Source organism: Luteitalea sp., from assembly GCF_022842525.1.
In the GTDB taxonomy this organism is placed as follows: Bacteria; Acidobacteriota; Vicinamibacteria; order Vicinamibacterales; family Vicinamibacteraceae; genus Luteitalea.
The window spans coordinates 1-26,549 of record NZ_JALHPM010000090.1 but is presented as its reverse complement, the minus strand read 5'-3'; the positions used below and the strand labels follow the sequence as shown (position 1 = coordinate 26,549).

At 70.3% G+C, this 26,549-nt stretch carries 25 protein-coding genes and 1 pseudogene; 9 read left to right on the top strand and 17 right to left on the bottom strand.

What is annotated here, in order from left to right; all coding sequences use genetic code 11:
* Nucleotides 1-62: 62 nt before the first annotated feature.
* The 3 genes from Q0C41_RS17675 to Q0C41_RS17665 are packed head-to-tail and all read right to left on the bottom strand — an operon-like array spanning nucleotide 63 to nucleotide 2,646.
* The gene (locus tag Q0C41_RS17675; RefSeq protein ID WP_291985823.1) at nucleotides 63-548 is read right to left on the bottom strand and encodes a GDYXXLXY domain-containing protein; all 486 of its coding nucleotides are present in this window, start codon (nucleotides 546-548) and stop codon (nucleotides 63-65) included.
* Nucleotides 545-1,651 (bottom strand): DUF4401 domain-containing protein, encoded by a 1,107-nt coding sequence (locus tag Q0C41_RS17670; protein ID WP_291985821.1) that lies wholly within the window; start codon nucleotides 1,649-1,651, stop codon nucleotides 545-547. Before Q0C41_RS17670 ends, Q0C41_RS17675 begins: the two co-directional genes overlap by 4 nt.
* The gene (locus tag Q0C41_RS17665) at nucleotides 1,648-2,646 is read right to left on the bottom strand and encodes a DUF2157 domain-containing protein (protein ID WP_291985819.1); all 999 of its coding nucleotides are present in this window, start codon (nucleotides 2,644-2,646) and stop codon (nucleotides 1,648-1,650) included. Before Q0C41_RS17665 ends, Q0C41_RS17670 begins: the two co-directional genes overlap by 4 nt.
* Nucleotides 2,647-2,711: 65 nt before the next feature.
* Here Q0C41_RS17665 and Q0C41_RS17660 point away from each other — a divergent pair, with 65 nt between their 5' ends.
* The 3 genes from Q0C41_RS17660 to Q0C41_RS17650 all read left to right on the top strand — a co-directional run bounded on the left by Q0C41_RS17660 (nucleotide 2,712) and on the right by Q0C41_RS17650 (nucleotide 6,198).
* Nucleotides 2,712-4,130 carry an arylsulfatase gene (locus Q0C41_RS17660; protein WP_291985817.1) on the top strand — a complete coding sequence of 473 codons (1,419 nt, stop codon included), beginning with the start codon at nucleotides 2,712-2,714 and terminating at the stop codon, nucleotides 4,128-4,130.
* 116 nt (nucleotides 4,131-4,246) lie between these two features.
* Nucleotides 4,247-5,320, top strand: coding sequence for an aminotransferase class I/II-fold pyridoxal phosphate-dependent enzyme (locus Q0C41_RS17655; RefSeq protein ID WP_291985815.1), 1,074 nt, complete (start codon nucleotides 4,247-4,249; stop codon nucleotides 5,318-5,320).
* A complete protein-coding gene (locus tag Q0C41_RS17650) occupies nucleotides 5,317-6,198 on the top strand; it encodes a hypothetical protein (RefSeq protein WP_291985814.1) in 882 nt (293 codons plus the stop codon). The genes Q0C41_RS17655 and Q0C41_RS17650 overlap by 4 nt, the downstream gene beginning before the upstream one ends.
* 16 nt (nucleotides 6,199-6,214) lie before the next feature.
* Here the strand turns inward: Q0C41_RS17650 and Q0C41_RS17645 are convergent, their stop codons facing one another.
* Nucleotides 6,215-6,862: a hypothetical protein gene (locus Q0C41_RS17645; RefSeq protein WP_291985812.1), complete on the bottom strand. Its 648-nt coding sequence runs from the start codon at nucleotides 6,860-6,862 to the stop codon at nucleotides 6,215-6,217.
* Between Q0C41_RS17645 and Q0C41_RS17640 the strand changes: the two genes are divergently transcribed.
* Genes Q0C41_RS17640 through Q0C41_RS17630 form a run of 3 tightly spaced genes read left to right on the top strand, consistent with a single transcriptional unit; the run spans nucleotide 6,861 to nucleotide 8,775 of the window.
* Entirely contained in the window at nucleotides 6,861-7,169 is a 309-nt protein-coding gene (locus Q0C41_RS17640) for an HD domain-containing protein (RefSeq protein ID WP_291985810.1), read from the top strand. The genes Q0C41_RS17645 and Q0C41_RS17640 overlap by 2 nt on opposite strands.
* A 27-nt stretch (nucleotides 7,170-7,196) precedes the next feature.
* Nucleotides 7,197-7,403: a hypothetical protein gene (locus Q0C41_RS17635; RefSeq protein WP_291985808.1), complete on the top strand. Its 207-nt coding sequence runs from the start codon at nucleotides 7,197-7,199 to the stop codon at nucleotides 7,401-7,403.
* 40 nt (nucleotides 7,404-7,443) lie between these two features.
* A complete protein-coding gene (locus Q0C41_RS17630) occupies nucleotides 7,444-8,775 on the top strand; it encodes a serine hydrolase (protein ID WP_291985806.1) in 1,332 nt (443 codons plus the stop codon).
* Between the two features lie 150 nt (nucleotides 8,776-8,925).
* On the opposite strand, the gene Q0C41_RS17625 is transcribed toward Q0C41_RS17630, so the two are convergent.
* Entirely contained in the window at nucleotides 8,926-10,836 is a 1,911-nt protein-coding gene (locus Q0C41_RS17625; protein WP_291985804.1) for an alkaline phosphatase family protein, read from the bottom strand.
* Between the two features lie 24 nt (nucleotides 10,837-10,860).
* On the opposite strand from Q0C41_RS17625, the gene Q0C41_RS17620 reads away from it, so the two are divergent.
* Complete coding sequence (locus Q0C41_RS17620) at nucleotides 10,861-11,142, top strand: hypothetical protein (protein WP_291985802.1); 282 nt, start codon at nucleotides 10,861-10,863, stop codon at nucleotides 11,140-11,142.
* 85 nt (nucleotides 11,143-11,227) lie between these two features.
* Here Q0C41_RS17620 and Q0C41_RS17615 read toward each other — a convergent pair whose 3' ends face one another.
* Together Q0C41_RS17615 and Q0C41_RS17610 are read right to left on the bottom strand one after the other, a co-directional pair.
* Entirely contained in the window at nucleotides 11,228-12,562 is a 1,335-nt protein-coding gene (locus Q0C41_RS17615) for a BamA/TamA family outer membrane protein (protein ID WP_291985800.1), read from the bottom strand.
* Nucleotides 12,559-13,572: a hypothetical protein gene (locus tag Q0C41_RS17610; protein WP_291985798.1), complete on the bottom strand. Its 1,014-nt coding sequence runs from the start codon at nucleotides 13,570-13,572 to the stop codon at nucleotides 12,559-12,561. The genes Q0C41_RS17615 and Q0C41_RS17610 overlap by 4 nt, the downstream gene beginning before the upstream one ends.
* Before the next feature lie 268 nt (nucleotides 13,573-13,840).
* Between Q0C41_RS17610 and Q0C41_RS17605 the strand changes: the two genes are divergently transcribed.
* Nucleotides 13,841-15,052 carry a PepSY domain-containing protein gene (locus tag Q0C41_RS17605; RefSeq protein WP_291985796.1) on the top strand — a complete coding sequence of 404 codons (1,212 nt, stop codon included), beginning with the start codon at nucleotides 13,841-13,843 and terminating at the stop codon, nucleotides 15,050-15,052.
* Between the two features lie 195 nt (nucleotides 15,053-15,247).
* On the opposite strand, the gene Q0C41_RS17600 is transcribed toward Q0C41_RS17605, so the two are convergent.
* The 10 genes from Q0C41_RS17600 to Q0C41_RS17555 all read right to left on the bottom strand — a co-directional run bounded on the left by Q0C41_RS17600 (nucleotide 15,248) and on the right by Q0C41_RS17555 (nucleotide 26,299).
* Entirely contained in the window at nucleotides 15,248-16,795 is a 1,548-nt protein-coding gene (locus Q0C41_RS17600) for a Gfo/Idh/MocA family oxidoreductase (RefSeq protein WP_291985794.1), read from the bottom strand.
* A gap of 25 nt (nucleotides 16,796-16,820) precedes the next feature.
* Nucleotides 16,821-17,270, bottom strand: a complete 450-nt coding sequence (locus Q0C41_RS17595; protein ID WP_291985792.1) for a cupin domain-containing protein — start codon at nucleotides 17,268-17,270, stop codon at nucleotides 16,821-16,823.
* Between the two features lie 49 nt (nucleotides 17,271-17,319).
* Nucleotides 17,320-18,057 carry a hypothetical protein gene (locus Q0C41_RS17590; RefSeq protein ID WP_291985790.1) on the bottom strand — a complete coding sequence of 246 codons (738 nt, stop codon included), beginning with the start codon at nucleotides 18,055-18,057 and terminating at the stop codon, nucleotides 17,320-17,322.
* Nucleotides 18,058-18,189: 132 nt separating this feature from the next.
* Nucleotides 18,190-19,359: a zinc-dependent alcohol dehydrogenase gene (locus tag Q0C41_RS17585; protein ID WP_291985788.1), complete on the bottom strand. Its 1,170-nt coding sequence runs from the start codon at nucleotides 19,357-19,359 to the stop codon at nucleotides 18,190-18,192.
* Entirely contained in the window at nucleotides 19,356-20,348 is a 993-nt protein-coding gene (locus Q0C41_RS17580; RefSeq protein ID WP_291985786.1) for an SRPBCC family protein, read from the bottom strand. Before Q0C41_RS17580 ends, Q0C41_RS17585 begins: the two co-directional genes overlap by 4 nt.
* Before the next feature lie 85 nt (nucleotides 20,349-20,433).
* Entirely contained in the window at nucleotides 20,434-20,655 is a 222-nt protein-coding gene (locus Q0C41_RS17575; RefSeq protein WP_291985784.1) for a hypothetical protein, read from the bottom strand.
* A 62-nt stretch (nucleotides 20,656-20,717) separates the two neighbouring features.
* On the bottom strand, nucleotides 20,718-23,189 hold the full coding sequence (locus tag Q0C41_RS17570) for a hypothetical protein (RefSeq protein WP_291985782.1): 2,472 nt from the start codon (nucleotides 23,187-23,189) through the stop codon (nucleotides 20,718-20,720).
* Between the two features lie 111 nt (nucleotides 23,190-23,300).
* The gene (locus Q0C41_RS17565; protein ID WP_291985780.1) at nucleotides 23,301-23,768 is read right to left on the bottom strand and encodes a helix-turn-helix domain-containing protein; all 468 of its coding nucleotides are present in this window, start codon (nucleotides 23,766-23,768) and stop codon (nucleotides 23,301-23,303) included.
* 246 nt (nucleotides 23,769-24,014) lie between these two features.
* Nucleotides 24,015-25,001: a hypothetical protein gene (locus Q0C41_RS17560; protein ID WP_291985778.1), complete on the bottom strand. Its 987-nt coding sequence runs from the start codon at nucleotides 24,999-25,001 to the stop codon at nucleotides 24,015-24,017.
* 83 nt (nucleotides 25,002-25,084) lie between these two features.
* A complete protein-coding gene (locus Q0C41_RS17555; protein WP_291985776.1) occupies nucleotides 25,085-26,299 on the bottom strand; it encodes an O-antigen ligase in 1,215 nt (404 codons plus the stop codon).
* A 50-nt stretch (nucleotides 26,300-26,349) separates the two neighbouring features.
* On the opposite strand from Q0C41_RS17555, the pseudogene Q0C41_RS17550 reads away from it, so the two are divergent.
* Nucleotides 26,350-26,549: pseudogene (locus Q0C41_RS17550) on the top strand (hypothetical protein); the annotation flags it as partial.

Here is a 26,549-nt window from a genome sequence, read left to right as displayed (position 1 = left end):
CCCGAAGTAGCCGGCGCCAGCCGTGGCCAGGGCGGCAAGCGTGAATGTGCGACGGTCGGGGGTCATCGTGGTCCCATCGGACGCAACTCGGCGTCCAGAAGCCTCACCAGCAGTGCAGTCCCATCGGAGGCGACGCGGAACTCGCCGTACCTGGCAGCCTGCCATGCGGCTGCCGTGCCCTCCTGGAAGTACCAGGCGTTGGTGCCCAGTTGCAGGCGACCCTTCCTGATGCGATAGGTCAGCCGATGCTCACCTGATGCGAGCGGCTCGCCGCGATCCAGACGGCGGAACTCGGCGACGCCGAAGCGGTCCGGCGCGATGATCAGGACGCCATCGCGCGGCCAGCTGTCATCCTGCGGCCAGCGCCGGGCGATGGCGAACTCGAGACGCATGTAGTCGCCCTGGATGAGCGACCGGGGATCGAGCGGCGCCAGCCCGAGGACGACCGTCTTCCCCGTGGCGAGCAGACGCTCCTTCTGCACGACCGCCCAGGCGACGAGCCCGAGCACGGCGACCAGTCCGAGAACGATGAGGGCGCGACGCATCATGCCATCACCTCCCGGTCGGCACGGCGGAGCACGGCGACCAGCAGCAGGCACACCGCCCCGCTGGCGACGAGCACGGCCGACTTCTGCAGCAGCGTGAGCGACAGGCTGTAGTAGTGGATGCCGAGGAAGCCGATGAGGAAGGCGCCACCGAGCGTCACCAGTCCCGTTCGCCGCCGATCGAAGCCGAGCACTACGAGCAGGAGCGCGCCGCTCACGGCCGGGGTCGCGTGCGTCAGCACGCCGAGGGCCACGCTGGCCCCGATGACGGCCAGGAATACGGAAGACGACGGGGACACCGCGTGGTCGCGGGCCACCTGCAGGGCAATCCCGACGATGAGCGTGACGAAGACCGCGGTGAGCGGCCACGCCACTGGCAGCAGCATCGCCAGGAACGTGCGGTTGTAGCCCGAGGTGTCGATGAGGACGTCCAGTGTCGCCTGCAGGGCGAGCAACCCGCAGGTCGCGGTGGCGCTGGCCCAGGCCACGGGGTCGAGGGCCGGGATCCACCGCCGAAACGCCGGCAGGACGCGCCAGGCCAGCACGGGGACGGCCGCCGTGACGGCGGTCAGCAGCGCCAACGCGTACAGCACTCGCGCATCGAACGCCATCACCAGCGTCGCCGCCACGATGGCCAACGTGGCGCAGAAGCGGTACACCCCGTCGCGGAAGACCGCGATGAGCAGCGCCGACGAGACGATCGTGATGGCCGAGGTCTGGCCGAGCGAGTTCGACAGGTCGGCGAATCCGCCGATCAGCATCAGCTCCCCCGCGATCACCATCACGAGCGCACACTGCCACAGGAGGTGGCCGCCGCCGCGCGCGCGCAGCCCCACGCCGGCCGGCATCAGCGCGAGGCCCATCAGCATCGCGGCGCCGTCCACATGCGATCCGACGACAAGCGCAATCAGCCCCATCACGGTGCCGAGCAGGAACAGCGCCCCGACCCATGCCGCGGCGCCGATCAGCACGCGCAGATACCAGGGCAGGTCATCGTGGCTGGCAGTCGAGAGCGCGGCCCGGGCGGACACGTCGGCATCGCCGCGCAGCCACCCCGCCTGGCTCGCCTCGCGCAGGACGGCTCCCAGCGAACGTTCAGGCATCATCGCTCGTCGTCCCTGACCTGTCGGCGCAACCACGACACGGCGAGCGCGACCTCGAGGACCACCAACCCGGTCATGAGCAGCAGGCCGAGGAGATCGAGCCTCAGCGTCACCAGCAGCAGCCGACCGATCAGCGTCGTGACCAGGGCCATCACGCTTCCCGCAGCCATCGTGAGCATGAAGGCGTCGGGACGCACCAGCCGGTAGTAGGCCGCAGTCGTCGTCACGAGGAACGTCAGCACCATCAGCGAGAGCGGCCCGAGACCGCTGCGCCAGGTGGGCCACGCCAGCAGCGCCAGGCTCGGCCCCAGCAGGAGCAGCAGCGCGGTGCCGATCAGCACGCGTGGCGCCCAGCGATCGGCGAGCCACGGCACGCGCCGCAGGAACTGGGCCTCCCACGCCATCACGGCCAGCACGTGGACGCCGACGATGCCGAGGACCGTCGCGCTGTCCCAGCGCGGCCCGTCCAGGACCTGGATGACGTACAGGGCGTGCGCGACGTCCACCAGGCACACCACCAGCAGCCACAGCGGCGTGAAGCAGGCGGCCAGCGCCCAGGGCAGCACCAGCAGCGCCCAGACGGCGAAGAGTCCCCACGGATCCGCGCCCGTCTGGTAGCCCTGACCGTAGACGGCCAGCATCGCGCCCACCAGCACCGACGCGGCAAACAGCAGCACACGCGCGAGCAATGTGTCGGGGCGCGCCAGTGCCCCGAGCGCGCACGCCGTCATGGCCGCGGCGATCAGCCAGAGCTTGCCGAACAGTCCGAGGGCGGCCCAGTTGAAGGCGAAGAAGGAGATGACGCCCGAGAGGACGAGACCGGCGCCGAACACCAGCAGGGCCGACGCCAGGAACCGGCGCCACTCCTGCGTCGTCGGTGTGCGACTCGCGAGCGCGAGGACTTGATGACGAGCGTTTGCGGAGATGTCCATCGCCGCCAGCGCCAGGCGCACGCGGTCGACCGTGGCTGGGCGATCGAGCGGATCGGCAGAAGACATGGGCACGGCTGAGCGGCGTCCAGTATAGAGCGCCGTCGGCTGCCGCCACTGTGCGAGGATCGCGCATGCGACTCACGCACGGTCTTGCCCTGCTCGTGGCGTGCCTGGTGGCGCTGCCGTTTGCGCAACGGACGCCCGCGTCACAACGCCCGCCCGCCACGGCCTCTCGGACGCCCAACGTCATCCTGATCCACGCCGACGACCTCGGGTGGGGCGACGTGTCGTCCTACGGCCAGCAGAAGTTCCGCACGCCGCACATCGACCGCCTGGCGGCGGAGGGCGCGCGGTTCACGAACTACTACTCGGGCAGCACCGTGTGCGCGCCATCGCGCGCGGCGCTGATGACGGGGCTGCATACCGGACACGGGCGCATCCGCGGCAACGGCGAGATTCCGCTCGAGGATGCCGACGTGACGATGGCCGAGCACTTCAAGGCGCATGGCTATCGCACCGCGCTGGTCGGCAAGTGGGGGTTGGGGTACGAAGGCACGCCGGGCCTGCCCGAGAAGCAGGGGTTCGACGAGACGTTCGGCTACATGACCCACCAGCAACCGCATCGCCAGTACACCGACCGCCTCTGGAAGAACGGGCAGTGGGTCGCGGTCTCACCCACGCGTGACTTCACCAGCGACCTGTTCACCACCGCCGCCGTGGCGTTCATCGAGCGGACGTCGACGCAGCCGTTCTTCCTGTACCTGGCCTATCCACTGCCACACGCCGAACTCCGGGCGCCCGACGACGCCGTGGCGCCGTACGTGGGACGGTTCCCGGAAACCCCGTTCGTGAACGCGAAGGCGGATGCGACCACGCCGATGCCGCCGTACACGGTGAGTGGAGGCTACCGTTCGCAGCCGACCCCGAAGGCGGTTTTCGCCGGCATGGTCACGCGCATGGACCAGGGCGTGGGGCAGGTGCTCGAGGCGCTGCGTGCGCGCGGGCTCGACCGCCACACGATCGTGGTGTTCACGAGTGACAACGGCCCGCACAAGGAAGGCGGGGCCGACCCGGAGTTCTTCGACAGCAACGGCCCGCTGCGCGGCATCAAGCGGGATCTGTACGAGGGCGGCATCCGCGTGCCGATGCTGGTGCGCTGGCCGGGTCATGTGCCGGCAGGAGTGGTGCGAGACACACCGTGGGCGCACTGGGACGTGTGGCCGACCCTGGCCGCGGCGGCCGGCATCGCCGCGCCGACCGGGGTCGACGGCATCTCGATGCGCGACGCGCTGCTCTCGGCGCAGGCATCACAGACCCCGGATCGGACGCTCTACTGGGAGTTCCACGAGGGCGGCTACAAGCGGGCCGCCAGGCGAGGCGACTGGAAGGCCGTGTGGCTCGCGCCCGATCGCCCGATCGAGTTGTACGACCTGAAGAACGATGTGGGTGAAGCGCGCGACGTCGCTGCGGCGCATCCGGAGGTCGTGGCGCAGTTCCGGCAGTTCTTCGCGACGGCGCGGACGCCCTCGGAGCGCTGGCCGGGCCGCTGAGGGCCACAGCCATCGACGGGCGCATACAATGAGGACCTCACCTCTCAAGGAGTCTCGGCATGGCGTGGTCCCGGCGTCGGTTCGTTCAGTCGTCTGCAGCAGTCGCTTCCGGCCTGATGCTCGCGCGGGGTCGCGAAGCGGGCGCGTGGGCGGCCTCGCAACCGGCGACGTCCCCGGCCGGCACCAGCCTGATTCGCCTCGACAGCAACGAGAATGCGGCCGGACCCTGTGCCGCATCCGTCAAGGCGATTGCCGAGGCGACGCAGCGGTCTCACGTGTACCCGTTCCGCTACGACGGCGTGCTCGAAGCGGCCATCGCGAAGCGCCAGGGCGTCTCGCCGGCCAACGTGCTCACCGGCTGCGGGTCCTCGGAGATCCTGCTCAACGCGGTGCTGGCGTTCACGGACGAACGCCGCAGCCTGATCGCGCCTGTCCCGACGTTCGAAGAGCCCGCCCGGCGGGCGCGACAGTTGGGTCGCCCCGTGCACGACGTGCCGGTTGGCGCCGACCTGCAGGTCGATCTCGACGCCATGGCGCGCCTGGTGCCCGACGCAGGCCTGATCTTCCTCTGCAATCCGAACAATCCGACCAGTGTGGCGCTGCCGCTCGACCGCATCCGATCGTTCGTGACCGATGCGCTGGCGCGATCGCCCGACGTGGTCATCCTGCTCGACGAGGCGTACATCGAGTACGCCGACGGCGGCGGGGTCGTCTCGGCGCTGCCACTGGCCCTCGCGTCGCCACGCGTGCTCGTCAGCCGGACGTTCTCGAAGATGTACGGCATGGCGGGGCTGCGTGTCGGCTACGCGATGGGGCAGCCGGCGTTGCTGCAGCGGCTGGCGGCGTGGAGCCTGCCCATGAGCGTGAACACGATCGGTCTGCATGGCGCCATCGCCGCGCTCGAGGACACCGGGCTCGAAGCCCGCGAGCGCGCCCGGAACGCCGAGGCCCGTGCCTTCACCGTGCAGCGGCTCGAAGCGCTCGGCGCGAAGGTGCCGACCTCGCACGCCAACTTCGTCATGGCCGACATCGGGCGGGACTGCATCGCCTTCAGGGATGCGTGCCGCGCCCAGGGTGTGGCGGTCGGACGCCCGTTCCCGCCGCTCTCGAACTACTCCCGCATCTCGATCGGCACGATGGCCGAGATGCGGACGGCGTGCGACGTGTTCACGTCCGTGTTGAAGGCATGACCAGGGTGGGACGGCCCGCTCGCCGAGCGGGCCGCGTCCTCGCGACCGTGCTCGCCGCCGCGGTGCTGCAGGCGGACGGCTCCGCCTCCGCACCAGGGGCTGCGGCGGCCAGGTCGGCGAGCCGTCCCTCCCTACAGGTGCAGCGCCAGGCGTGGCCGGTCGTCCGCCGCTATCCGGCACCGGAAGCGAGGCAGGCGGTCGCCGTCGATGCGACGCACTTCTACGCCATCACCAACCGGCGCATCGGGAAGTACGAGAAGGCCACCGGACGACGGGTTGGCGAGTGGGCCGACGTCGAAGGCGGCCCCTTCCTCCATCTGAACAGCGGCGTCGTCATCGACGGCGCGCTGTACAGCGCCCACTCGAACTACCCGGGCGTGCCGATGGTGAGCTCCATCGAGGTGTGGGACACGGTGTCGATGCGCCACGTCCGCACCATCGCCGTCGGCACGGGCCGCGGCTCGGCGACGTGGGTGGACCGTCGCGACGGGGCCTGGTGGGTGATGTATGCGCATTACCCTCCGCCCGCCGGCGAGCCGGGCAAGGGCCCCGAGTACTCGGTGCTGGTGCGCTACGACGCCGAGTGGCGCGAGACCGGCAGCTGGGCGTTCCCGAAGGCCGTGGTCGCGCGCTGGGACGGCATGAGCAGCTCGGGCGGCGTCTGGTTGCCGGACGGGCGGCTGCTGACGGCCGGGCATCATGCGCCGGAGCTGCACGTGCTGCGGCTGCCCACGGCTGGCGGCACGCTCGTGCTCGACGCGATCGTCCCCGTCGAGAGCAAGGGCCAGGGCATCGCGCTGGATCCCTCGGACCCGACGCAGGTGTGGTCGATTCAGCGCGCGAGCACCGAGGTGCTGGTGTCGCGCATGGCCTGGTGAGCCACACGCAGCGCCGTCACTTGCGATCGCGGCGCGCGATCGCCACCAGCTCGGCGCCGCCCATCGCGGTCTGCCCGACGGTCATCCCGATCACCTGATAGCCGGCGCCGCCGGCCTCGTCGAGTTCCTTCTGCAGTGTCGAGGTCTTGCTGGTCGCCACGAGGAGATAGTCCTCCGTCGGCTTGGGGTTGTCCTTGTCCCGCTCCATGATGACCACGACTTCCTCCCCGCCGAACAGTGACGAGAAGACGGTCTGCCCGGCGTAGTGATAGCCCAGGTCGGCCGCGGCCCGCATCTCCTTCTGCATGGTCCCGGTCTTGTTGGTGGCCAGCAGCTTGTAGGACATGGACGACGGCTTCGGGTTCTTCTGCATGACGACGACCGCCTCGGAGCCGCCGAATGCGGTTTCGCCGCCCATCACGGCCGCGAAGACGTACCCGGCCTCGGCCGCCGCGTTCATCTCCTTCTCCATGGTGGAGGTCTTGGACGTGGCCAGCACCTTGTACTCCCGGGCGGCGCTCTGCGCCAGGACGGGGATGGCCGACAACGAGAGGCAGAGGGTCAGGGCGAGTGTGCGCATGGTCATGTGAGAGGTGGGCGGCAGGGCGCCAAACGTGACGCAGCCGTAGTGTCGCACGCGGACGCGCCCTAGAATGACCAGCATGATCGCCATCCTGCGCGCCGCGACGTTCGCCGCCGCGGCGCACGCCGGGCAGACCCGACGGGGACTGCCCGACCCGTACATCAATCACCCCCTCCGCGTCGCGCACCATGCGGCATTGGCCGAACTCGGCGAGGACGCCGTCGTCGCCGCCCTGTTGCACGACGTGGTCGAGGACACGTCACACACCTGGGACGACCTGCGCGTTGCCGGCTTCACCGAACGCGCCATCACGCTGGCGCGCCTGCTGACCAAGTGGTGGGAATCTGGCGACGAGGATGGCGACGACCACGACAAGGCGCCGTACTAGGCCCGCATCCTCGAGGACGTGGACGCGGTGGCGCTCAAGCTGCTCGATCGCACCGACAACATGCAGGACGTGATCCGCATCGTGCCGGCCCGCCGCGACTTCTCGGAGAAGTACCTCAGGAAGACGCGCCGCGAGTTTCCGCCGCTGCTCGCGCGCTGCGCCAACACGTACGTGCGGCGGGTGTTCGACGAGCGCCTGACGGCACTCGAGGCGGCGCTCGAGCGTCGCCGCTGACCGAGTCCGTGTCCGACGCGGACTCCCCCTGGAGACATCGATGCTTCGGAACCTGATGGTCGTGTGTGCACTCTGGGCCGTGGCGGCGGGCCCGGCCCTCGGTCAGGCCCTGCCGGCCGGAACGCCGGACCAGGCCGGCATGTCGCCGGAACGCCTGGCCCGGATCACCACCACGATGAAGGCCTTCACCGAGCAGGGCCGCCTGGCCGGCACGGTGACGCTCGTGGCCCGCGACGGCAAGGTGGTCTACCACGAGGCGGCGGGCAAGCGCGACCTCGAGAAGGGCGTGCCGATGACCACCGACACGCTCTTCCGGATCGCGTCGATGAGCAAGGCCGTGACCAGCGTGGCCATCATGATGCTCGTCGAGGAGGGCCGCCTCCACCTCGAGGACCCCGTTTCGCGCTACATCCCGTCGTTTGCCAGGACCACCGTCGTGGTGCCGCCACCGTCAGGTACGGCTCCGGCGGCCGCGGCCGCCTCCGCAGGCAGTGCGCCGGCAGTGCGCCCCATCACCATTCGTCACCTGCTGACCCACACGGCCGGCATCTCGTACGGCAACGGCAACCCGTTCGAAGCCGACTACCGATCCGCCAACGTCATCGGGTGGTACTTCGCCGACAAGAGCGAGCCGATTGGCACGACGATCGACCGCCTCGCCCGGTTGCCGATGGACGCGCAGCCGGGTGACCGGTTCGTCTACGGCTTCAACACCGACATCCTCGGCGTGGTCGTCGAGCGGGTCAGCGGCCAGTCGCTCGCGGACTTCTTCCGCACCCGGATCTTCACCCCCCTGAAGATGACCAGCACGGGGTTCTACGTCGACCCCGCCCAGGCCGATCGCCTCGCGACGGTCTACGGCATCGCGTCGGTGGGCGCGCCCATCACGAAGGCGCCGGAGCCGGGCATGGGCCAGGGCCATTACGTCACCGGGCCGCGCGTGTCGTACTCGGGTGGCGCCGGGCTCGTGTCGACGGCCTCGGACTACGCGCGCTTCCTCCAGATGCTGCTCAATGGCGGCGTGCTCGACGGCGCTCGGCTGCTCAGCCCCAAGACCGTCGAGCTGATGACCTCCAACCACGTCGGCGCGCTCTATTCGGGCGGCGCGTTCGGGTTCGGCCTCGGCTTCGAGATCACCGAGCACGTCGGGCGGTCAGGACGCCAGGGCTCGGTCGGCGAGTTCAGCTGGGGCGGCGCGTATCACACGAAGTTCTGGGTCGACCCCATCGAGAAGCTGGTGGTGGTGTTCATGACCCAGCTGCTGCCCGCCGGCGGCTCCGACGCGCACAGCACCCTGCGACAGCTGGTCTACTCGGCCATCGTCGACGCCCCGGACGCCAGGCCGGCCCCCGCGCTCAAGAAAGCCAGTTGAGGACGGAAGAGAAAGGACGGAGGAAAGAAGAGGGAGGACGGAGGTAGGACCGAGTTCAGAGGTCGAAGGTCTCCTCTGTCCTACCTCTCTCCTCAGTCCTCCGTCCTACCTCCGTCCTCCTTCCTCGGTCCTCCGTCCTGTCGGGGGTTTCTACTGGGGAAGTGGAGACTGCCCGGTGGCGGAGTGTGGCGGGTGGATGCCGAGCAGGTCGCTGACCAGCGGGGCGACGTCGATGGCGCGGGTGACGGGCCATCGCCCTCCCGCGGGCAGCCCCGGACCCGCGGCGATCAGGATGCCGTGCATGTCCGGACGCGTGGGCAGATAGCCGTGTTCGCCGGTCGGGCGCGGGCGGCGGCGGACCAGCGGGCCGTCGCCCATCGTGGTCGCCATCATGAAGCCCGGACGCGCGTCGAAGCAGGCGTCGTGGCCGTTGGGGCCGCCGAACCCGAGGCGCTCGCGGTCAGCCGGTGTCCAGAACGCGTCGGTGATGACCGGCCGGGCATCGCCCTCCGCCCGTATCCCCCGCAGGACCGTCACGGCACGCGCGAGGACGGCCTCCCGCTGCCCCACCGGGACCAGGCCGCCCTTCCAGTCATCGGTGTGGATGCGCAGGCAGTTGCGTCCGAAGAGGACCTGCGATCGGGCCGGGTCGATCCGTCCCCTGGCGTCGACGGCCATCAGGCCGGCGGCGCGCAGGGCGAGGTTGACGCGTACCTCGTGGGTGACGGGCGCCATGCCGTGGTCGCTGACGAAGACGAGGTGGTCGCGATCGGAGACGAAACCGGCATAGGTCTCGACCGCCCGGTCGACCAGCTGATACCCCCAGCGACGCAGCGGCTCGTAGCGGGCATCGTCGCGCGCGTGTCCGATCCACGCGTGGTCCATCTCGTCCGGCATGCTGACGTAGCCCAGGAAGAAGCGCGGCGCGTGCGTGTGCCAGAGATGCTGCGCCTGACGGATGGTCTGGCGGATCCCGAGCTCCAGCGTCTCCAGATACCGCCGCTCCCGCCGGCCGTCGCCGCCCTGCCACAGCGCGAGGCCACCCACGCCCTCCCGCTCCCACGGCTCGTCGTCGCCGTTGCCGACGAATCCGCCCGTGGCCTCGAGCAGGGCGATGGACTCGGCCCGCGAGACGACACGTCCGCGGGACAAGACCGACTCCTGCAGTTGCGACTGGAACAGCACCAGCGACCGCCCGTCGGCCGAGGCCTCGAACAGACGGAAGTAGGCCATCACGGGCGGCACGCCGGGCACATCCACGAGCAGGCCGTCGCTGAAGTGCCTCGCCAGCGAGCGGCCCCTTGGCGGCTCGTGTTCGGTCGGGACGAGCGGCACGTCTACGGCGCGCGTCGTCCCATCCAGGTGGACGCGCAGCGCCGACGCCTGATGCGGACCGCGCCGCAGCGCCGCACGGAACGTCACCGGACCCGCCACCCAGGAGAAGCACCGCACGGCCCTGTCGCCCGATGCGCAGCGGCGACGGGTGACATCTGCCGGGCCAAGCCATCGCGACGGGGCGACGACGGGGGCCTGGTAGCCGTGCAGCACCACGGGAGGTGCGACCATCGCCGCGCCGGTGAGGTCGTCGCGCAGGGGGAACACCTGCGTGGCCTGCTGCGCCACCGTCGAAACGCCCTGCCTGGCGGCAGCCACCCACAGCGGTTCTGCGCGGAGGCCGTCGGAGCGGTAGCCCGACACGGTCGCCGAGGCCAGGCGTTCGCCCCGCGGCGGCAGCGGCATGTCGTTGCCCGTGATGCCGTTGGTGTCGCCCCACGCGCCCGTCCAGAGCGCCGCATGCGTGTTGGCGGTCGTGCTGGGCATGTGTGGAATCAGACCGTCGGCCATGACGCCGCGGGCGCGCAGGGCTCGAAGCGTGCGCAACTCGTCGCTCACGGGATCGTCGAGGAACAACCGGGTGCCCATGCCGTCCAGACTGATGAGCACCACGCGGCCGGGCGGCGCCTGCGACGATGTGAGGGTCGACGAGGCCGACGCCCCGGTCAGGAGCGCCGTCAGCAGACCGAGCAGAGCCAGGCGCCGGGCAGGCGGAGACGACGGCACGCCTCCGAGGATACGATCGCGCGCATGACCGCTGACGATCTCCGGGCACTCGCCGCGATGCCCACCGCCGTCCTGCCCGAAGTGCTCGCCCTGTGGCACGACGCGCAGGGCGACTGGGACCAGGCGCACGTGGTGGTGCAGGACCTGGAGACCCGCGACGCGGCGTGGGTGCACGCCTACCTGCACCGCAAGGAAGGTGATGCGTCCAACGCCCGCTACTGGTATGGCCGGGCCGGCCAACCGGTCTTCCGCGGCTCGCTCGACGAGGAGTGGACACACATCGCGGACGCCTTGCTGGCGCGCTGACGCGTCCTCGGGTCCTCGCTGCCCGGTGCCCGGTGCCCGGTGCCCGGTTCCCGGTTTCCGGTTTCCGGTTTCCGGTTTCCGCCCCCTAGAAACTCACCCCCGTGCTGAGGTGGACACGAGTACTCCGCCCAAGACCGCGGGCGACGCTCAGCTGCCACTGGAAGACCGGGCTCACGGCGAAGATGCCGGCGCCGACGCCTTCCTCACGACCAGCGTTCCGCCAGCGCTGCCCGTGGTCCCAGATGGCCCCCGTGTCGTAGAACGCCATGACGCCCAGGCGGGTCGATCGCAGCACCGAGGTGATCGGCGCGCGCGCCTCGACGGTCGCCGCCCACAGGTTGTCGCCCACGGCCGACCCGGCGCGGATACCGCGGAGGGTGTCGGCGCCACCGAAGATCGGCTTGGCGTAGGCCGGCAGCGGGCCGTCGGTGGCATCGACCTGCAGACGGGCCGCCAGCACCACCTGCCCGATCACGCCGAGATACCCGCGGACGTCGTGCTGCCAGCGGCTGCGCCCGCCGGTGGGCACATCGGACTGCTCGGGCCGTGCGAAGGACAGCCGGCTCCATGACGAGCGCGCGTACACCGCATTGCGCGGGAACCCTGGATCGCGGCGGGTGTCGATCAAGGCGAACACGCCGCCGCTCGTCATCCGATCGTCCACCTTGCCGAACGACACGCTGGCGGTGCCGACTGTGGCACCTGCCCCGACGAAGGCGCGCGGCCGGATGCTGATCTCGGCGTCGACATACCGGCGGAACTGGCCCTGGTCGAAGAACGGATGCTCCTGTCGCCACAACCCGGCCGAACCCCGCACGCGCGTGAGCGCGCCACGACCGGCGACCGGACCTGACGTGAACGTCCGCTCGCCCTCCAGCGCCAACTGCCGCGTGCCACCCCAGGAGGCCGGCACCGACAGGCGCGACGTCGACTGCGCCCCACCGACCAACGAGGTCCGCACCCCGTACGTGAGTCCGTACCCGTCGCGGACGTTCAGGATCGGCAGGAACATCGTCTGGCTGCGCAGTCGACCGAGCGGCCCAGGAATGGGTGGCAGGCCGACGTCGATGGGCCTCACCGACGCGTGCTCGGCGACGAGGATGATCAGCGCGACCTGCGAGGGGTCGTCGATCGAGCGCGCGCGCTGCCGGATCTCGACACGAGCGAACCTGCCGCTGTCCGCGAGACGCTGCTGCGCGGCCGCCACGTCACTCGGCGCGAGCGGGGCGCCGACGACGATCGCGGCGATGCGGAGTACCTCGTCATCGGGTGTCGAGTGATTGCCGTGTACACGCACGACCGTGACGATGAGAGGAGCGGTGGGCGACGCGGGCGCAGGTTGCGCCAGGGCCGACGACGGGCCCGCCCCCAGCCACACGCACAGGCACGCCGCCGCGGCGAGACGGGCGCACCCGGTCACTTGTCGTCCTTGACGCGAAAGCGCATCTGCACGTCAGTCTGCCGATAGTCGCGGAAGCGACGGGCGTACTCGGCGCGGTACGAGCCGTTCGCCAGGGTGATGCCGCCCTCGACGGTCAGCGATTCCGGCAGCCAGACGCCCGGGAAGGGCTGGCCCATCGTCATGGTGGCGCGGGCCGCGTCGAGGCGGACGAGGGAACGCCCGGGCAGGAAGTTGAAGTCGACGTTGTCGAAGGTGTAGCGCACCACCTGATCCACGGCGGGGTCGACCCACAACGTGACGAGCGTGACCTTGTTCAAGGCCTGCTCGATGCGGACGTCCTCCTCGTCCTCGTCGTCGTCGACGTCGCGGAGCGGGCGGCCTTCGGCCTCGGCCTTGCGCCGGGCCTCGTCGCGCTCGCGGCGCTCCTCCTCGAAGGCCTCGGCGAAGAGGCGCGTCGGGTAGTACTCGATGCGGAGGACCTCGCGGCCAGCGAGCGTCTCGCGCCCCACGAAGAAGTAGTTGCCTGGCTCGAACCTGAAGCGGAGGAACTGCACTTCGGAGATGAAGCGTGGCTCCCCACTGCGCATCGCGTCCACGTCGGCCGCGGCCCCGGAGGCCGCGGCGGCCTCGCGGCGCTTCGTGGCCTTCTCGGCACGACGCGTCTCTTCCTCGTCCCAGTCGGCCTCGGCCTTGCGACGGTCGGCCTCACCGACGGTGACGCCGTCGATGCGCACCGGACTTCGCACCGCCCGACCCTCACGGGCCACCCACAGGTACTCCCGCTCGCTGCCGAACATCGGCGCGCCGTCGGGGCCGAGGAGACGAAAGTGCTCCCGCTCGGCCAGCAGGTACTCCTGCAGCCGCCGCCAGCTCTGGTCGCGGTTGGCGAGGACGCGCGCCATCAGCGCGTCGAGATCCGAGGGCTGCGCCCGCTCGGCGGTCGAAGGGGCGGCTGGCTGCGCGGGCGCGCCGGTCTGGAGTGGCGTCAGGACGAACCACAGGGCACAGAGGAGTGGATTGGGGAACACGCGCACCTCGACTTACACAGTACGAGTCCAGCGACTCATCCGGGTGCATTGGTATTGGGCATGGCCAGGAAGAGTTGCTCCCTATTGACGACCATACAGGTCGGATATATCGTTAGCGCGGATCCTAAATCGAGACTGTGTCTCATTTAGATGGATCCAGCCTGTTCCGTGGCTGTTCGATGACTGTTCCGTGGCAGTGACGTGAAAAGACTGCGGCGGTCCATTCTGCCCCGCGTTCCCGGTCGGGCGCGCTCGTATGGTGAGGATCATGACGCTCCCGCTTCGTCGTTTCGTCTTCTGGATGCACCTGATCGCCGGCGTCGCCGCAGCCGCGGTGATCCTCCTCATGTCGGTCACCGGCGTGGTGCTCGCCTACGAGAAGCAGATCATCCGCTGGGCCGACGGCGTCTCGGGTCCGCCCGCCACCCCGGGCCAGGCGCGCCTGCCGGTCGACGACCTGGTCGCCCGGGCTGCCGCCGTGCATCCCGAGGCGGCGCCCGGCCTGGTCACCGTCCGTCGCGACGTGAACGCGCCGGTCGAGGTGAACTTCGGCCAGAAGGGCTCCGTGTTCGTGCATGCCTACACGGGCGAGATTCTCGGCACCGGGTCGGCCCGCACGCGCGCCTTCTTCCGCTCGACGATGGAGTGGCATCGCTGGCTGGCGCTCAAGGACGCCAGCCGCCCGGTCGGCAAGGCCATCACGGGGATCAGCAACCTCGTCTTCCTGTTCATCGTGATCAGCGGCTTCTACCTGTGGTGGCCACGGACCTGGACCTGGACGCAGTTCCGGCAGGTGCTCTGGTTCCGCGGGGGGCTCTCGAGCAAGGCCCGGGACTTCAACTGGCACCACGTGATCGGCTACTGGAGCCTGGTGCCGCTCGCCGTCATCGTCTGGTCGGGCGTCGTCATCGGCTATCCGTGGGCGAGCAACCTCACGTTCCGGATGGTGGGCGAAACGCCGCCGCAGGCAGGCCCGGCCCGGCCCGGCGGACCTGGGGGGCCCGGCGGTCCCGGCGGCGCACCGCGAGGTGAGGGCGGCGGGGCGCCGAGTGGCGAAGCCCCTGAGGCGCGCTACCTGACCACCGACGCCCTGTTCGCCCGAGCGGCGACACGCGACGCGGCGTGGACGATCCTCAGCGCGCGGGTGCCGACGCCGCGCGACACGACGCTGCAGGTGACGGTGGATACGGGCACGGGAGCGCAGCCGCAGAAGAAGGGCACGCTGCAGCTCGATCGCGTGACGGGCGAGACGAAGAAGTGGGAGGGGTTCGAGGCACAGAGCCGGGGCCGGCAGTGGCGCTCCTGGATGCGCTTCGTGCACACCGGCGAGTACTACGGCCTGGTGGGCCAGACCATCGCCTGCGTGGTGACCGCCGCGTCCGTGGTCCTCATCTGGACCGGCCTCGCGCTGACCTGGCGCCGCTTCCGCGCGTGGCGCGCCCGCGCCGCCGCCCCCAGGAAAGCCCCCGCGGCCGCCTAGAAGACCAGGGCGGCGCGAGGACGGAGGCGCGAGGACGGAGGAAAGAGGAATGAGGACGGAGGTAGGACGGAGGGAGGAGGTTGGAGGAGATTGGAGGAGGTTGGAGGAGGTTTGAAGAAGCGCACCTGCCCTCCTTCCTCGTACCTCTGACCTACTTCCCTCCTCTTTCCTCGGTCCTCCGTCCTCGTCGAGGTCTTACGCCAGGGCCCACCCCTGACGGTACTGGCGGCGGAGGAACTGCTCGGCCTCGGGCGCGTTGGTGATCTTCATGGTCGCGCCGTCGTACTGGATCTTCTTGCCGGCGTTCAGGGCGACCACGCCGAGCAGCATGATCTCGGTCAGCTTGGCCGCGTACGAGAACGGTGACGTCGTCTCCTGGCGACCACGGATGGCGTCGATCCAGTTGATCTCGTGCGAGGTCGTGATGCGCTTGTAGGTCTGGGGCGGCTTGGGCGCGTTGGCCAGCGGACCGAGCAACCGCGGGTTCTGCGCATACGTGCCGTGCAGCAGCTTGCCCTTGCTCCCGATGTAGAGCACGCCACCGCCCTTGTCGAACTCCTCGGTGCCCATCTCCTCGGGCTTGGGCGGCAGCAGACCCCCGTCGAACCACGTCACCTTCACGGCCGGCTTGGCGCCGCGCGCCGGGAACTCGTAGTAGGTGGTGGTCGCCATCGGGTACGTCGCCTTGTTGTACGGCGTGGACTGCGTCTCGACCGACGTCGGGTAGCCGAGGTCGAGCGCCCAGACGGCGTGATCGATCAGGTGCGCGCCCATGTCGCCGATCGCGCCGACACCCCAGTCCGTCCAGCCGCGCCAGTTGAACGGGTGGTAGACCGGGTGGTACTCGATCTGCGGGGCGGGACCGAGGAACAGATCCCACGCCAGCTTGTCGGGCACGGCATGCGGCGCGGCCTGCATCGTGCCGGCGAGCTTGTCCATGACGAACCGCAGATTCCAGGGCTGCGAGGCGTCAGGGCTCGCCGTCATCTTCGACGGCTCGGGACGCGGAATCCCCTGCGGCCAGTACGCAAGCGGCCGGTTGGTCCAGATGTGCACCTCGCGCACGTCGCCGATGGTCCCCGACTGGATGTACTCGTTCACCAGTCGGGCGTCGTCGGACGAGTGGCCCTGGTTGCCCATCTGCGTGACGACCTTCGTGTCGATCGCCTTCTTCGCGAGCGCCCGGCACTCCTCGACCGACCAAGCCAGCGGCTTCTGCACGTAGACGTGCTTGCCCAGACTCATCGCCGCCGTCGCGATCACCGCGTGCGTGTGATCGGGCGTGGCGATCATCACCGCATCGATGTCCTTCTGCTTCTCGAGCATCTCGCGGTAGTCGACGTACCGCGTCGCCTTGCCGGCCTTGGCCGCCAGCTGCTTCAGGCTCTCGATCTGTGCCTGCGCGCGCTGCCGCTGCTCGGGCGTCGGCGCCGGAGTGGCCTCCGCGAGCCGCTTCTCGGCCGCCGCCACCTGCTGCGGGATGCCGTCATAGGCCTTGCCGGCAAAGCCCCAGTCCACGTCGCAGAGCGCCACGATGTTCTGGCTCGCGAGGTTGGTCATGTTCGACCGGCCCATGCCACCGACACCGACCCCGGCGACGTTCACCAGATCGCTCGGTGCCGTCTGCCCCTTGCCCAGCACGTGGCGCGGAACGATGGTGAGGCCGGCGGCGGCCATGCCGGCGGCGCGAACGAACTCGCGGCGCGGAAGACCTTGAGGGGCGGTGCTGTTCTGGTCACTCATGCGAGAGCACTCCTTGATGGCGGCACTATTTCTTCGGCTTCATGCCCGGCGAGTTCCACTTGATGACGTGGTACGTCGCCGGCACGGTGCCGACATTGCGGATGGCATGCAGCTGGTTGGCGGCCTGGAAGATCACCGAGCCGGGGCCGACGACCTGCGTGCGATCGCCGAGGAAGGTCTCGACGGTGCCTTCGCGGACGATCAGGACCTCTTCGTCGGGATGCTTGTGGGGCGCATGTGGAGACTGCCCGGGTTGCAGCGTCGTGATGTGCAGCTCGAGCTCGTCGAGCGTGGCGGTGCGGTGCTCGAAGACCTGACGCACCTCGCCGACCTTCGTCGGACGGGCCGTCATGTCCTTCCAGTCCACTGCGCGCGATCCCATCACCTCGTCGGCGGCGCCCCGGGCGAACGTCGCGCCGGCCGCGCCGATGGCGATGCCGAGTCCGAGTGCCACTCCCACTGCCGTGTGCTTCATGACCGTCCCTCCGAAGCCTGCAGTGTAGTGCAGGGCCGGGGAGACGGCGCTAGTCGGCGTCTGCGAAGAGGTCGTGATCGACGGCTGGGCCGAACACCGCGCGACCATTCACCATCGCGCACGCGGGCTGGATGAGGTGCCCGTCCTCGGAGAACCGCAGCGGCACGCCCTTGTGGCCGTCGACGCGCAACGCCAGAAGGTCGTCCTCGCCGGCCTCGGCCCGCAGCGCCACGTCGACGGCGACCTTCACCGCCATCCAGCCGCGCCACGCCGCTTCGTCCATCGGCACACCGGTGCGACGGGCAAACCGGGTGGTCAGGGCGATCGCCTCCGGGGTGTCGAGCGTCGGGTGCCAGTCCAGGGAGCTCACCGGCCCGCGACGCGCGGACAGCGGGGACGCGACCGACCAGGCGTCGGGCCGCCACTCGACCAGTGGGCACGTATAGATGCGGGGTCCGGACGATATCGTCCCGTGGACGGGATGACGGTCGTCCTCGATCGTCACGACGACCTGCACGGCCATCGTCGACGACGCGTCGGCAGCCGCCGCGGCGTCCGTCGTCCGATGAACCACCACGGACGTCTGCTGGGCCTGCGCCACCCGCGCCACGTCGTCGAGGCCGAGTTCGACCCCGGCGCGCAGCGACGCGGCCTCGTCGTCACGCGCCGTCAGATCACGCACCACGAGAGGGACCGGCCGGACCGCCGCCTGAGACGAGGCCCAGCCTGACAGGAGCAGGCCAGGCACGGCCAGGCCGACGGTTCGCAGATAGGCGCGACGCTTCATCCGGCGCTATCTGTGCAGCATTCCTGCCATGTGGCGGTGCGGACGAGACGGCCCATGAAAGGCCATTCCTCGCCCGCAAGGGTGTTCAATCTCTGAACAGGCGTCGCACATCCCTACGGATGAGGAGGCTGGTCAGGGTGTCATGACGACCTTCAGGCACTCATCCTCCTTGCCCGAGAAGGTGCTGTACCCCTCCGACACCTGATCGAGGGACAGGCGGTGCGTGATGACGAAGGACGGATCGATCTCGCCGCTGCGGATCCGCTCGAGCAGGGGGCGCATGTAGCGGTGCACGTGGGTCTGCCCCGACTTGATCGTCAGGGCCCGATTGACGATGGCGCCCATCGGGAACTTGTCGATGAAGCCCCCGTAGACGCCCGCCACCGAGATGGTGCCCCCGCTGCGGCAGTTCATGATGGCCTCGCGCAGCGCGACGGGACGATCCGTCTCGAGCATCATCATGGTCTTCGCCTTGTCGTAGGCCCCCTTCAGCCCGGGGGCATGCCCCTCCAGGCCGACGGCGTCGATGCAGTGGTCCGGGCCGCGTCCTGCCGTCATCTCGCGCAGCGCGTCGGACACCGACACGTCCTCGTAGTTGATGGTCTCTGCCCCGCCCTGCTCGGCAGCCACCCGCAGGCGGTACGGGAAGCGGTCGATGGCGATGACCTTGGCCGCCCCGAGCATGTACGCGCTCTTGATGGCGAACTGCCCGACCGGGCCGCATCCCCACACCGCGACCACGTCACCTTTCCTGATGCCGCAGGCTTCGGCCGCCATGAAGCCGGTCGGAAAGATGTCCGAGAGGAACAGCACCTGCTCGTCGGTCAGCTCCTCGGGCACCTTCAGGGGCCCGACGTCGGCAAAGGGCACCCGCGCGTACTCGGCCTGGCCGCCCGGGTACCCACCCATCAGGTGCGAGTAGCCGAAGATGCCGCAGGGCGCGTAGCCCCACAGCGCCTCGCCCATCGACGCATTCGGGTTGGAGTTCTCGCAGAGCGAGTACAGCTCGCGGCTGCAGGGCTCGCAATGACCGCAGGCGATCGGGAACGGCACCACCACGCGGTCCCCCTTGCGCAGGGTGGACACGCCCGTGCCCGTCTCCACCACCTCGCCCATGAACTCGTGGCCGATGATGTCGCCCTTCTTCATGGAGGGGATGAACCCGTTGTAGAGGTGCAGATCGGAGCCGCAGATGGCCGTGCTCGTGATCCGGATGATGGCGTCGCGCGGGTTGAGGATCCTGGGGTCCTCGACATGCTCGACGTGGATGTCCTGACGTCCGTGCCAGCAAGCGGCCTTCATGCGCGTCCTCCTTCGAGGCGCGCACCCGCGCCGACCAGTTCCGGAGACACACCCGCCATGGCGGCCACGTCCGCGACGTCACGCACGGGCCGAGCCGCGCGCTGCAGTCCGAGCCCCTCGGACAGCGGAATCTCTCCCGTCTCCATCAGCTGCTTGAAGCGGCGCAGGTCGTCCTTGATCTGCTGCCCCGGTTCCTGCCCGAAGAGCCAGGCGATGCCGCGGCCGAGCTGTCCGGCCGGTGGGCTGTACGTCAGGTGGACGTGCACCTCGGTGCCACGCCCGCCCGGCGCCTCCTGGAAGCGCACCGAGCCGCTGTTGTCGACGTCGGCATTCTCGAGCGACCGCCAGGCGATCCACTCGTTCTCGCGTTCGACCAGCGTCTCGGCATCCCACGACACACTCACCCCAGCCGGGCCGGTGGCCGTCCACCTGGTGCGACCCTCGGCCAGTGTCTCGACCGACGTCAGGTGTTGCATGAAGCGTGGGAGGTTCTCGTAGCCCTTCCAGAACGCGAACACCTCGGCGATGGGACGCCCGACCGTGACGGCCCGCTCGACGCTGACGTCGTGGCTGCGCTCGATGCCGAGCGCACGCCGGCTGTCCTGGTGATCCTGCAGCCCGCGGGCACAGATCAGGTCCAGCGCGGCGACGCCGGCGACCACCGCGGCAGCCATGGCCACACGCTGGTGGTTGGCCGAGTCCTCGTTGGCGGCGGCGCCGAGAAAGGCGAGATCGATGGCATCGCCACCGACACGCGACCAAGCCCATCCCGGCTGCTCCGGTTGCGTGAGCAGGCCGAGACCGCTGGCGATCTCGCGCGCGCCGAAGCCGCGAAGCACGCTCACGAGCCGTGGGTCGTCAGGAATACCGAAGAGCCGCGCCATGGTCCGCGGCGCCGCGATCTCTGCGGTGCCGAGCGCCAGACTGAACCAGCCGAGGCCGGCGGCCAATCGCTCGTGCGAGGGGCGCGCCTGCGCATACGTGTGCATGTCTCTGCTCCACGGGCACACGGCGATACGGTCCATCCGCATCGGGCACCCAACGGAGGGACTGCAAGCGAGGGGCCGCGCGCGATCAGGGCGTCGGCGAACTCTCCACCTGAGGCGAGACACGGCGGATGCTGGCGGCCAGTTCCTCCCGGGTCGCAGGCCGGCCCAGGGGCGTGACGACGAGCGTGCCGTCTTCCTTCCACTGCACCCGGACGGCATCGCCGACCTTGAGTCCGGAGAGGTCGAGCAGGAGATCGTCGAGCGTGATCGCGGCCGTCTCACCGACGCGCATGACCGAGGTGACCATCCCTCACGATCGGGGATTTCCCGGCGCGCGGTCAAACCGGGGCCGTGGCCCCGCCTGTCGCGTCACTCGCTCAGCACGCGGGCCGTCATCGTCGCGCTGGCGGCCGGCACCAGCCGCAGCCAGTGGCAGAGGAAGCCCGTCGGCAGGGCGTAACTCACGCCCTCGCCTCCTGGCACCGCCACCTCGTCGAGCGTCCACCAGGTGCCGTCGGCGAGCGCATCGATCTCGATGCGGACGACGATCGGCGTCGGGCGATCGTGCGACACCCTGAGGCGGGCGCACCGAAAGCCGGCCATGAGGTACGGATCGCTCGGCACCCCGGCCGAGACGGCCGTGCGATGCCACGGCCCGCCGTCGCCCGCCGGTACGCCGAGGGCGAACAGGTCGTCGATGGCCCCGAACCACAGGGCGCCGTCGCCGCCGGCGCCGCGCACGCAATGGTCGTCGTCTCGCGCATCCATGCGGACGCCCGCGAGCACGAGCAGGCCCCGCCACGTGGCGAAGTCGGTGATGCGCCGATCGTGCGAGGCGACCGGCTTCATCCGCCGAAAGTCGGGCGCGTGCCGCGTGCCCTGCCGCGGGATCTCGTAGAAGGTGCCGCCGTAGTTGGCCAGATAGCGCTCCGAGATCACCTCGCGCAGCCCACGTGCCTCGCCTGGGGGCAACGCCTGCGGGCGGCTGGGCAACCGCCAGCGCGCCCCGGCCTCGTCGATGACGAGCACCGACGCGGCATCGACCTGGTGATCGACGGCATACGTCCCGATCGCGGCGAGTTCGGCGGCGCGCTGCGGGGCATCGGGCACCGAGAAGACGAGGCGCTCGTCGACTTCGAGATAGGTCGTGGTGCCTGGCGCAGGCCCGCTGCCGCCCGAGCGGCGGACGGCGAGCACGGTGAGATCCCGCGAATGCGCCGCGGGCCGGATCACGCCCCCCACCCACGCGCCGCGATCGCTGGTGCGCGCCAGGCTCTCGAACGTGTCACGCCCTCCCGGCGGCTCGGGCGCGGCGCTCGTCAGATGGGCGTAGGCGGTACAGGTCGCGGAGTGCAGGGCGCGGGTCCGAATCCACGCCACCTCGTCACCGGCAATCCCCACGCCGTCCACACGCCCCGCGGCCACGTGCACGCGCGCCAGTTCGCGCCACGGCCCCTCGGCGTCGGCCGCCCCGTCGACCACGACGGTGACAGCGGTCGCGGCGTCGTGCGCCAGATGGAGCCAGGTGCGGTCGTAGCCGCCGACCAGCAGCGCCTCGCTGGTCATCTCGGGCGTGACGGCGTCGCGCACCCACGGGCCGCCCCATCCGTATCGCGGCCCGAAGCGCGTCCCGAGATCGGCGCGATCGATGAAGCGCAGGTTCGACTGCGGTCTGGCCGCCAGGGGATTCTGCAGGATCGACGTGTCGTCGCCGGCGAGCACCACCTGACCTCGCCACGCGCAGAAGTCCGTCGTGTAGTGGAGGTGCGTGGCCAGCGGCACCAGTCCACGCGCGGTCGCGGCCCCGAAGTCACGCGGCAGCGCGAAGAACGTGCCGTGCATGTTCATGAGCAGGGGGCCCTCGCCGATGTCGCGGATGCGCGGCCATTCGGTGAACCAGCCGTGCGTCGGGTCGTACGTGTAGCTGCCCTTGGGCACCCGATGCGTGCGCCATCCCTGCCGCGTGCGCACCTGCAGGAGGACGGACCGCCGATCCCACCCCATGCTCCACAACGGCGCGCCGTCGGCGTGGTCTCCCGTGAGGCCGCCCGGCCCGATGACCTCCGTATGCGGCCGCCGACTGACGATCTCCCAGCGGCTGCCGTCGTACTCGGCCAGCACGCCGGCGTCTTCCTCGCCGCGACTCCACGTCGCCTCCGGCGCTTCCCAGACGAGCGTGTCCAGGTCGCCCGATCGGAGTTCCCCGTTGTTGGCCATCACCAGCCGGCCGTACGCCGTGGCCGCGCCCTTGGCGTGCCAGCCAGGCACCGGCTTCACGAAGAGGCGTCGCGCCTCGAGCGTGTGCACGTCGAGCTCCCAGATGGGGCCCTCCATGTCGATCAGGTAGACGGCCCGCGACGGGTGCTGCAGATGCCGGGCGACGGCGGTGATGCGGGCCGAGAAGCCCGACGAGAAATCGACCGCGCGGACCCGCCGCGCCTGATCGATGACATACGGCCCCATCACGAGCTGCCGCGACTCGCGATGGATCATCCGACCGGCGTGCGTGCCGCCGACGCTCTCGGCGCGCACCACGACGTCGAGCTGATCGTCGATCTCGTACAGCTTGTCGGCACTGCCGGTGCGGCGGTGCGGCGGGTACGTCATCACCCACAGACGTCCGGCCCAGGGCACCACCGCGCCGATGCCGCATTCGTTGTCCTGCGTCGCGCCCCCGTCGTTGAACACCGCCAGATGCGGGTGGATGCCGCTGCGGACGCGCCACGGCGACCCGGACGTCTCGCGACGACTCTGTGTGCCCCCACGCACGGCGGTCGCCGACGACGAGAGCAGGGCGAGGCCAGAACACAGCCGCCCGAAGGCGCGACGCGACAGGGACATGCGCGCTATTGGAGCAGACGCGCGCGACGAAGGCGAGGACGGGCGGGAGGGGGGAGCGGGAGGAGGCGAGGGCGCGAACGGGGGAGGGACCGTACGCGGTGGGCTGCACACTCAGGTGGCGGTGGAGTCCACGGACTCGCCGTCGGGCGACGCGCGCGCCGGTCCCCTCAGCACACCCATGTCGAGCAGCACCTGTTGCACCAGGTGGCGCCCCAGACCTGTCTCGCGAGCCAGCGCCCGCACGCTCGGTGCACGGCCTGATGCCGTGGCTGCGAGGCAGTCGGCGATGACCTGGCGGGCGTGATCACGCGCGCGCCGCGGCCGGCCCGGTCGTGGCGCATCGACGGTCAGGGCCTCGAGTCCCCCGAACCGAAAGCGATCCCGCCACAAGCGAATGGTGGGCTCGCTGATGGCCAGCACCTGCGACGCACGGTGTACCGACGCTCCGGACGCCAGTTGGAGCACGATCCGGCTGCGGCGAAGCAGACGGGGAGACGTCTCGGGTGACGACACCCAGCGAATCAGCTGCTCGCGTTGATACTCGCTCAAGACGATCGGCACTCTCCGGGTAACTGACACGAACGTGGCTCCCTCCTGAGGTGGCTCGGTCCATGGGCGCGAGACGCCCGACGAGGCACCCCTCCCCGGGAGGTGCCGCGCAGCCCCAAGAGGGCCTGCGTACGCGGGTGGCTCGTGAAGTGTGGGAGTGTCATAACGCAAAAAGCCGAGTTGTATGCAAGAAAATGCACACAAGCTCGGCCATGTGACCTTCTTGCACCCGGATCGCGGCCACTAGTCTCCTTGCCAGAAGACTAATGGGCCCCATCACGCACGTTTGCCCTTCAGGCTCAGCGACCCGACCTTCTGCCCGCAGCTCACCGAGCCGGAGGCCTGGCCCCCCTCGACCGTGATGGAGATGGCGCCGCAGCCGAACCTGGCCTGCTTCTCGATCATGGCCTCGGGGTTGGCCGTCATGGCCTCCATCTCTTTCGTCATGCGGTCACCGACCTCCTCCATCCGCTTCTCGAACGCCGCACGCTCCTTCGCCGACATCTTCATGAAGGCGGCAGGGTCGGCCATCTTCGAGACCAGCTCCTGGTACTCCTGCATGGCGGTCCCGGTGCCCCCCGCCTGCAGACTGACGGTGTAGGTCGGTCCGGGACGATCGCTGGCCGACACCGTGAGTGGCCCGGTCATCGTCTCGAACGGCGTGGCACTTCCGGGTGTGAAGTACTCCGCGCGATACGACAGCGAGGCCGTCTCGCCATCGACCAGCCACGTCCTGGCGTCCGGTGTCAGCGTCACCGTCCACCCGTTGCTGGCGGTGAACGTGAACGCCGGTCTGGCCCCAATCACGACGGCGCCGCGGCGACTCCACGCGCCGCTCACCGGCGTGTAGGCGAACACGCGCACGAAGGCCGGCAGGGCGTCGGCCGCGACCGTCGTGGTCGCCGCAAACGACGTGGCCGACACGGCGCCCGGCGTCAGCGTGATCTGGTCGTGGTCGGTCAGGAACGTGGTCTTCGGGCCGAACGTGCCGCTGCAGGTCAGCGGCGCCGACGCGCCCGGGGCGACGACGGCGGCCTTGCACAGTGCGAGTTCCGGCGTCGGGTACTTGTCGTACAGCGCCTTGGCGCCGCGGACAGGGTCGAGCCCTTCGGCCTGCCGCGCCACCCGCCACTCGCCCCTGAGCCTGGCCATCTCGGCGTCGTACTTCGACGTCAACCCGGCCGCCTTCACGAGTACGCCCGCCAGTCCCACGGCCAGCACCATCGTCAGCACGCGCTGCGCGCGCCTGTGTCGTCTCTCCATGTGTCCTCCACCCGATGCGGCGCGTGACGGACGGCGCGGAGCCGGCGGCCTGCGGGTACACCGAGTGGGTGGTCAGCGGCCGTTCAAACGTGACCCGTGTCGGTCGTCACGGGCGCCGACTCCGCCGACGACGCCTGCAGGGCGATGGCGATGGCGACCCACCACCAGACCAGCTCGGTGGGGCGCGCCAGCGGGAAGTCGACAAGGGCGCAGGCCGCACCGGCGACCATCGCGGCCGTCGCGCCGGCGAGGACCGGGGACGCGGGGCGCGCCCGGCGGATGGCCACGACGAGCACGGCGATCAGGGGAGCGAGCAGCGACAGCAGGCCTGGCACACCGCGTTCGACCAGCGCCTCGAGGTAGTCGTTGTGGACGTGGTCCGTCAGTCCCGCGAATCGGCGGTCGCGCACCCCGTCTCGCGCGGCCTCCTTCTGCCAGCGCGGGAACTGCAACGTGACGGCACCGGGTCCGTGGCCCACGAACGGGGCCTCCCAGGCGCGGGGAGAGACGACGCGCCAGAGGTAGACGCGACCGGCGGCCGTGGTGTCGATCGGACGCGCGGGGGACACGGCGATGGCCACGCCGGCGAACAGGGCGACGGCAGCCACGCCGATGCGCACCCGGCGTGACCAGCGCAGGAAGGCGTAGACGGCCACCGCGGCGCCGAGGCCGAGCACGGCGCCCCGTGACCCGGTGGCGATCAGTGCGGTGGCCAGGACCACCAGCGCGGTCCAGGCGAGCCGACGCCGCATGGACGTCGATGCGCTGGCGGCCAGCGCCAGGGTCATCGCCAGGCTCATGGCGGCCAGGACGCCGACGAAGTTCGGGTTGCCGAGCGTGCCGTAGACGCGCATGCGGACGCTGGCCCCGTCGATTGGCGCGTGCCAGCCGAGGAGCAGGAACGGGTCGAGGCCTGCCCACTGCGCGAGGGCCACCACGCTACAGGCCGTCGCCCCCAGCACCTGGGCCGTCATGAGCGGCAGTGGCGCGACCCCGCCACGCACGAGGGCGAGGGCGAAGAGCGGTGCCGCCACACCGAGGACCACCGGTGGAAACGCCGGGAGCGGTGCGGCAAGGCCCGCCAGCAGAAACGCGGAGATCCACCCGACCGCCGTCCAGCGCAGCACCGGGGGCAGGGGCGCCGACGGGCCGCTCGACGGGATGGCGAGCAGCGCGACCGTCGAGCCCACGAGCCAGATGAGCTTGGGGGATGAGAAGGGCGTCTCGAGGCCGGGCCACACCGCCAGCGGCAGGAGCGCCAGGCACGCCGGGCCGATCCAGGCGCGGAGCCGTGTCATCGCACAAACTCTCTCATACGCCTCTCACGACGATCTGCAACAGTGTGGGCGTGAAGACCACTCGCATGGCGTCTGCCGTGCTGGGCGCGAGCCTGTGCCTGCCCCTGGTGGCGGCCGCCCAGGTCGTGCCCGGCCGTGCGCCACTCCCCTCCGATCCGCCGGCGCCGTCGGGCGCACCGCTCACGCTGGACGCCGCGCTCGCCCTGGCCCGCCAGTACGCGCCTGCCGTGCGTGCGGCGCAGGCGCGCGC